This is a genomic window from Sinomonas sp. G460-2 (genome assembly GCF_047759905.1).
GTDB lineage: Bacteria > Actinomycetota > Actinomycetes > Actinomycetales > Micrococcaceae > Sinomonas.
In genome coordinates, this window is record NZ_JBKZWT010000207.1 from 1 (window position 1) to 6,479 (window position 6,479).

Annotated in this window: 6 protein-coding genes; 1 reads left to right on the top strand and 5 read right to left on the bottom strand. The window is 69.3% G+C overall.

Translation table 11 applies throughout. From position 1 onward, the window contains the following. The 5 genes from ACLN58_RS15945 to ACLN58_RS15965 all read right to left on the bottom strand — a co-directional run. The coding region (locus ACLN58_RS15945; protein WP_415856236.1) for a DNA translocase FtsK 4TM domain-containing protein at positions 1-1,029 on the bottom strand (1,029 nt) is incomplete at its 3' end. 109 nt (positions 1,030-1,138) lie between these two features. Then, positions 1,139-2,830 carry a ribonuclease J gene (locus tag ACLN58_RS15950; RefSeq protein WP_415856237.1) on the bottom strand — a complete coding sequence of 564 codons (1,692 nt, stop codon included), beginning with the start codon at positions 2,828-2,830 and terminating at the stop codon, positions 1,139-1,141. A gap of 44 nt (positions 2,831-2,874) precedes the next feature. Further along, a complete protein-coding gene (dapA, locus tag ACLN58_RS15955) occupies positions 2,875-3,783 on the bottom strand; it encodes a 4-hydroxy-tetrahydrodipicolinate synthase (RefSeq protein WP_415856238.1) in 909 nt (302 codons plus the stop codon). Between the two features lie 44 nt (positions 3,784-3,827). Further along, positions 3,828-4,577 (bottom strand): carbon-nitrogen hydrolase family protein, encoded by a 750-nt coding sequence (locus ACLN58_RS15960; protein ID WP_415856239.1) that lies wholly within the window; start codon positions 4,575-4,577, stop codon positions 3,828-3,830. 31 nt (positions 4,578-4,608) lie between these two features. Next, positions 4,609-4,908: a hypothetical protein gene (locus ACLN58_RS15965; RefSeq protein WP_415856240.1), complete on the bottom strand. Its 300-nt coding sequence runs from the start codon at positions 4,906-4,908 to the stop codon at positions 4,609-4,611. A gap of 127 nt (positions 4,909-5,035) precedes the next feature. On the opposite strand from ACLN58_RS15965, the gene ACLN58_RS15970 reads away from it, so the two are divergent. After that, positions 5,036-6,274, top strand: a complete 1,239-nt coding sequence (locus ACLN58_RS15970) for a heparan-alpha-glucosaminide N-acetyltransferase domain-containing protein (protein ID WP_415856241.1) — start codon at positions 5,036-5,038, stop codon at positions 6,272-6,274. Positions 6,275-6,479 lie beyond the last annotated feature (205 nt).

Sequence of the window (6,479 nt, forward strand, 5' to 3'; positions counted from 1 at the left end):
CGCCTCGGTCGCCGCCTCGGGCGCCTTGCCAGCGCGGGCCGCGCGGATCTTCTCGATCGCCGCCTCGGCCTGGGACCGGACGCCTGCCGGGACCGACTCCGTGGACTCGGGATTGCCGACTACAGCGCGCTCGAAGGCCTCGTCGCCCGCGAAGCCCTCGGGCCTTTCCGCCGAATCCTCGTCCTCGTCGCGGCCGAACATGCGGCGCTTCTTCCGCGGCTTCTTCTCCTGCTTGGCCGCCTCCTCGGCCCGCCGCTCCGAGTCGTACAGGTAGCTGCGGTCGTGCCCCTCGCCTTCGGGCTCGCGCAGGTCCACTCCCACGAGGTGGTCCCACGCCGAGCGCAGGCGCCGGGGAATCGCCGTGAACGGCGTGGCCGTCACGATGAGCAGCGAGACGAACGCAAGGAAGCCGTAAACCACGAGCGGCACGGCCGGGTGGATGCCCGCCAGGAGCGAGGCCGCGAGGAAGCCCAGCATCCCGCCCGCACGGCGCAGGCCGTCGAAACCGTCCGCGACGGACGGGAGGCCGCCGAGCACATGGGCGAGGCCCGTCCCGGAGAAGGCCATGATGAGGAATCCGATGCCTACACGGTTGTTGCCCCGCTGGTCCTCGGGGTGCCGGAACAGGCGGAACGCGCACACGGCGAGCATGAGCGGGAGGACGAGGGCGATCCAGCCGAACGTCCCATTCACCACCGCGTAGACCACGTCGGGGAACCAGCCGTGCCAGCCCCACCAGGCAAACGTCGCGATGAACACCGCGAGCACGAGGTTGAAGAGGCTGGCGCCGTCGCGGCGAGCCTGCGGATCGAGGTCGCTCACGTCCGTGCCGATCCGCCGGACGCCCGCGCCGACCGTGTGGGCAAGCCCCTGCCAGGCACCGCCGACGACGCGCGTGAGCCACGGCTGCCCCGAGTCGCGACTCGTGACGGCCGCCGAACGGCCGGTCGGGCGCTTCTTCGCCGGGCCGGTCTTGGACGCACCCGATCGATTCGTGGTGCGTGGCGCAGAGGAGGTACGAGTCGCCATGGTCCCTACGGTAACGCGAAGGGCCGCCGAAACCCGGGAGAACCACGGGTCGGCGGCCCCCTTTCGCGCGGGGCTGCTCAGGCCTTTGGGCTGCTCGAGCCCTGGTCGCTCAGGCCTCGAGCACCACCGGGATGATCATGGGGCGGCGGCGCAGCTTGCGGCTGACCCATGTGCCGATGACGCGACGCACCACCTGCTGGAGCTGGTAGGCCGTGTGGTCGGGCTTCGAGAGGATGGCCTCCTCGAGCGCCTCGTTGACCTTCGGGATGATGTCGTCGAACACGGCATCGTCCTCGGCCACGCCGCGCGCGTGGATCTCGGGGCCAGAGACAACCTTGCCTGTCGAGCGGTTCACGACCGTGATGACCGAGATGAAGCCCTCGTCGCCGAGGATTCGGCGGTCCTTGAGGTCCGCGTCCGTGATGGCGCCGACGCTGCTACCGTCGACGTACACGAAGCCCACCTCGACCTGGCCGACGATCTTGGCCTTGCCGTTTGCGAGGTCGACGACCGTGCCGTTGTCTCCGAGGATCACGCTGTCCGGGTCCATCCCCGTCTCGAGCGCAAGGTTCCCGTTGGCGATGAGGTGGCGGGTCTCGCCGTGCACGGGCATCGCGTTGAGCGGCTCGAGGATGTTGTAGCAGTACAGGAGCTCGCCCGCGGCTGCGTGGCCCGAGACGTGCACCTTCGCGTTCCCCTTGTGCACGACGTTCGCGCCGAGCTTGAGAAGCCCGTTGATGACGCGGAACACGGCGTTCTCGTTGCCCGGGATGAGCGAGGACGCGAGGATCACCATGTCCCCCGTGCCCACCTGGACGCGGTGGTCGCCGTTCGCCATGCGCGACAGCGCCGCCATGGGCTCACCCTGGGACCCCGTGGACATGAGCACGAGCTGGTGGTCCGGGTAGTCGTCGATGTGCTTGATGTCCACGAGGATTCCCGGCGGGACGTCCAGATAGCCGAGCTTCGAGGCAATCGTCATGTTCCGCACCATCGAGCGGCCCACGAAGGCGACCTTGCGCCCGTGGTGATGGGCGGCGTCGAGCACTTGCTGCACGCGGTGAACGTGCGAGGAGAAGCTTGCCACGATGATCCGCTTGCGGGCCTGCCCGAAGAGCCGGTCGAGGACTGGGCCGATCTCCTTCTCCGCCGTCGTGAACCCGGGGACGTCCGCGTTCGTCGAGTCGGCCATGAGCAGGTCCACGCCCTCCTCGCCGAGGCGGGCAAAGTGGCGCAGGTCCGTGATGCGGCCGTCAAGCGGGAGCTGGTCCATCTTGAAGTCGCCCGTGTGCAGCACGGTGCCGCCCGCCGTGCGGATGAACACGGCGAGCGCGTCCGGGATCGAGTGGTTGACGGCCACGAACTCGGTCTGGAACGGACCGAAGTCGAGGACCTGGCCCTCCTCGACCACGCGCAGCACTGGGGTGATGCGGTGCTCGGCGAGCTTGGCCTCGACGAGCGCAAGGGTGAGCTGGGAGCCCACGAGCGGGATGTCGCGGCGGTGCCGCAGCAGGTAGGGGACGGCCCCGATGTGGTCCTCGTGGCCGTGCGTGAGCACGCACGCCACGACGTCCTGAATGCGGTCCTCGATGTAGGAGAAATCAGGCAGGATGAGGTCCACGCCCGGCTGGTTCTCCTCGGGGAAGAGGACGCCGCAGTCGACGATCAGGAGCTTGCCGTCGATCTCGAAGACGGCCATGTTGCGGCCGACCTCGCCCAGTCCCCCGAGGGGCACGATCCGGAGCGTGCCCTTGGGCAGCTTCGGCGGCGTCGTGAGGACTGAGAGGGCAAGTTGGGTCATTGCTTCTTCTTTCTAGGCACAAGCCTTTGGCTAAGCACCGGCGTTCAGGCGAAATCCATTCCGGCTTCGGCCAGGTCTGCTCGGATGAGGTCGAGCTCCGCGCCGCTGGGCTCGACGAGCGGCAGACGAACGGTGGAGCTGGGCAGGACTCCCTGCCATGTGAGAACTTGCTTCGCAGCGACGGCACCCTGAACGCGGGTCATGATGCCGCGGATCACGGGGTCGAGCTCGAAGTGAATCTTGCGTGCGGCCGCGAAGTCGCCTGCGAGGCCGGCATCGACGAGGGCCCGGAACTGCTTCGTGACGACGTGCGCCGTGACGCTCACGACGCCCAGCGCACCCGCAGCCATCCACGGCAGGGTGAGCCCGTCGTCGCCCGAGTAGACGGCGAGGTCAGTCTTGGCGAGCACGCGCGTGATCGAGGCGAAATCCGCCTTCGCGTCCTTGAGGCCCTTGATGTTGGGGTGCTCGGCGAGGCGGATGATGGTCTCCGGCTGGATCGGGATGCCCGAGCGGCCGGGGATGTCGTACAGCATGACCGGGAGGTCGGTGGCCGAGGCGACCGTCTCGAAGTGGGCCTGAACCCCGGCCTGGCTGGGCTTGTTGTAGTAGGGCGTGACAAGGAGGAGGCCGTCGACGCCGAGCTCCGCTGCGCGGCGCGACAAGTTCACAGAGTGACGAGTGTCATTCGTTCCGGTGCCCGCGATGACCTTCGCGCGGCCTCCCACGGCCTCGAGGACGGCCTTGAACATGCCAAGGTTCTCCTCGTCGGTGAGGGTTGACGTCTCTCCGGTCGTGCCAGTCACCACGAGGCCGTCGCAGCCGTCGTCCACGAGCTTGGCCGCCAACTGTCCGGCAGTCTCGTAGTCGACTTCGCCGTCCTTCGAGAACGGCGTGACCATCGCGGTCAGGAGCGATCCGAAGGTTGCCGTGCGAATGTCAGAGTCAGCCATGGTCAAAACGTTACCCTGTCGCCGCGGCAAGTGGGCAACGGAGACTAGTGCCGGAAACGCTCGAGAGCCGAGCGGAACAGCAGCGCCGAGACGACCTCGGGCCCACTGGTCCGCGCGTGGACCATGCGGTGCCCGTCGGGACCCCAGACCCCGCTCTCGCCGCACGACGGACCCAGCGAGGAGGTCCCGGCGGCGTTGGCAAGGAGTGCGAAGAACCGGCTGTCCATGGCCCGCGCGCCGAAGTGGAGATCTAGCCGCCGTTCCTCCCCCACGACGTACACGGCGGAGGCCGCGTACAGATCGGCTCCCGCCTCCGCGGCCAGGGCGGCGTGGGACGGCAGGGCGACGTCGAAGCACACCGCGAGCGCGACGTTCCAGCCGTCCACTTCGACGAGCGTGGGGCCGTCCCCTGGCTCGAAATAGTCCTGCTCGCTGCCGTGGACGTGCGTCTTGGGCGCGATGAGCGGCACCGCCCCGGGCCGCAGGAGGACCGAGGCCAGTCGCGGCGTCCCGTCGGGCTCGCGCACGGGGGCGCCGACGACGGCGATGATCCCCATGTCCTCGCACGCCGCCTGGATTTCGGCGAGCTGGGCGGACGGATTCGCGAGCCAGCACGATTCGTTGTCGAGCTGCGAGAGGTCATATCCGATGAGCGAAAGCTCGGGGAAGACGGCGATGCGCGCGCCGTGGCCGTCCGCGTCCTCGAGCGCGCGGACGTGCCCCTCCATATTGGCGGCGATGCCGCCTTGGCTCGACTCGTACTGCACGGCTGCGACGGTGAGCTCAGCGGACATGCGGCCATATTAGGCCATCAGGGTAACGCCCTCAGCGGCCGCCCATGAGGACGACGAGCTGCGCCTCGGCGGCTCGGCGCAATCCTTCCGCCCAGGCCGCGAGGCTGCCCGCCGCGAGCGAGAACTGGATGAGCTCCCCCGGGCGCAGAACGTCCAGATCCGCTTCCCCAAGGCGCCGGGCCAGTTCGGACGGTGGGGCGTCTCCCGCAAGCACGAGGCTGTCCGGACGCCACGCTTCCGGGTCCCGAGAGCCGTGGCCCGCCGCCCCGTGGGACAGGTACGGAGCGACGGACCCGGACATCCTGGGCCCCGAGTGCTGTGGAGCGTCCATGGCTCGAGGGTAATCGAAGATATGTTCGAATAGCAAGGCGGGACGCCGTTCGCGATGCCCACAGGTTCTGGATGCCACAAGTTCTGGATGCCACAGGTTCTGAATGCCACCGTGAGAGCATGAGCGCATGGCCGCGCGAACCTCGAAACGGAAATCGCCTGGCCAGCGTTTCGCGGCCGAGCGGCTCCCGGGCGTGGACCTCGCGCGTGGGGCCGCGTTGCTCGCGATGATGGCCACGCATCTTCTTCCGACCATCGCCACCGACGTTGCCGGTCACGCCGAGCCCACGTGGGTGGGCCTGACATTCTCGGGCCGCGCCGCCGCGCTCTTCGCGGTCCTCGCGGGGGTATCCCTCTCACTCGGCCGCGTGCCCGCGGCGGCCAACCGCCTCGGCCTCGCCCTGCGCGCCGCGGTGATCGCCGCCGTCGGACTTTGCTTGGGGATGCTGCAGGTCAACGTCGCCGTGATCCTCGTCCAGTACGCCGTGCTGTTCTGGTGCGCGATACCGGTCCTGCGGCTTGGGCAGCGCGCGCTCGTTCTCCTCTCGGTCGCGTGGATTCTGCTGGCCCCGATCACGACTTTCGAGCTCCGCCCGTGGCTCCTCGGCGGCGCCGACCCCGCGCGGCTCGGGCACAATCCGATGTGGAGCGACCTCGTCGACCCCGGGCGACTCGTCGGGGATCTGTTCGTGACAGGCTTCTACCCCGTCATCGAGTGGTTCGCCTACCTCCTTGTCGGGCTGTGGATCGGAAGGCTCCAGCTGCGGCGATGGGGCGTCCAGGTGGGACTCCTGTGCGGCGGCGCTGGGGCGGCCGCGCTCGCGAAGGGCGCGGAATGGGCGCTCATGGTGCCGCTCGGCGGCCGGGCGGCTCTGCTGGCGACCCCGCAGGCAAGCCACTGGCCGCTCGATGCGATGCTTCGGGCCAACCTGACGGGCCTCGAGCAGACCGGGAGCCCGTGGTGGCTCGCGACCGCCGCGCCCCACGCGGGCACGACACTCGACCTCCTGCACACCGTGGGCACCTCGGCCGCCGCCCTCGGGGCGTTCCTCCTTCTGGCGCGGATTCGGCCGATCGAGAAGATCGGGATCCTCCGACCGCTCGCGGGAGCTGGCGGGATCACCCTCACGCTCTACACCGCGCACGTGTGGGCCGCAGCGTGGTCCGAGGGAGGCGGGACCCCCGGCCTCGAACGAGAGGGGCTCCTCGCCGTGCACATCGTCGCGGCTCTCGCCGTCGGGCTCCTGTTCAGGGCCAACGGGTGGCGCGGCCCGCTCGAATGGGCCACGCACGGCGCATCTCGGCTTGGGCGCATCAAACAGACGACGGCGAGCGGCGGCTCGCGAGCGACGAGCCCACAGCGCTGACAGCTGCAGGCCGCGGCCACCGGGCTTGACCCGGCCGGCCAAAACTTGGCTCCCTCATCTGCTGCCTTGAGCCGCATCCGCTGCCCTGACCCGCAATTGCGTGGGGAATCTGCACCGGAGATGCGGGTCAGGGCAGCAGTCGCGGGCCGGAACGTCCCGCCGGAATGGGATCCGGGGCTCAGCAGCCTTGGCCGTGGGGGTTGGC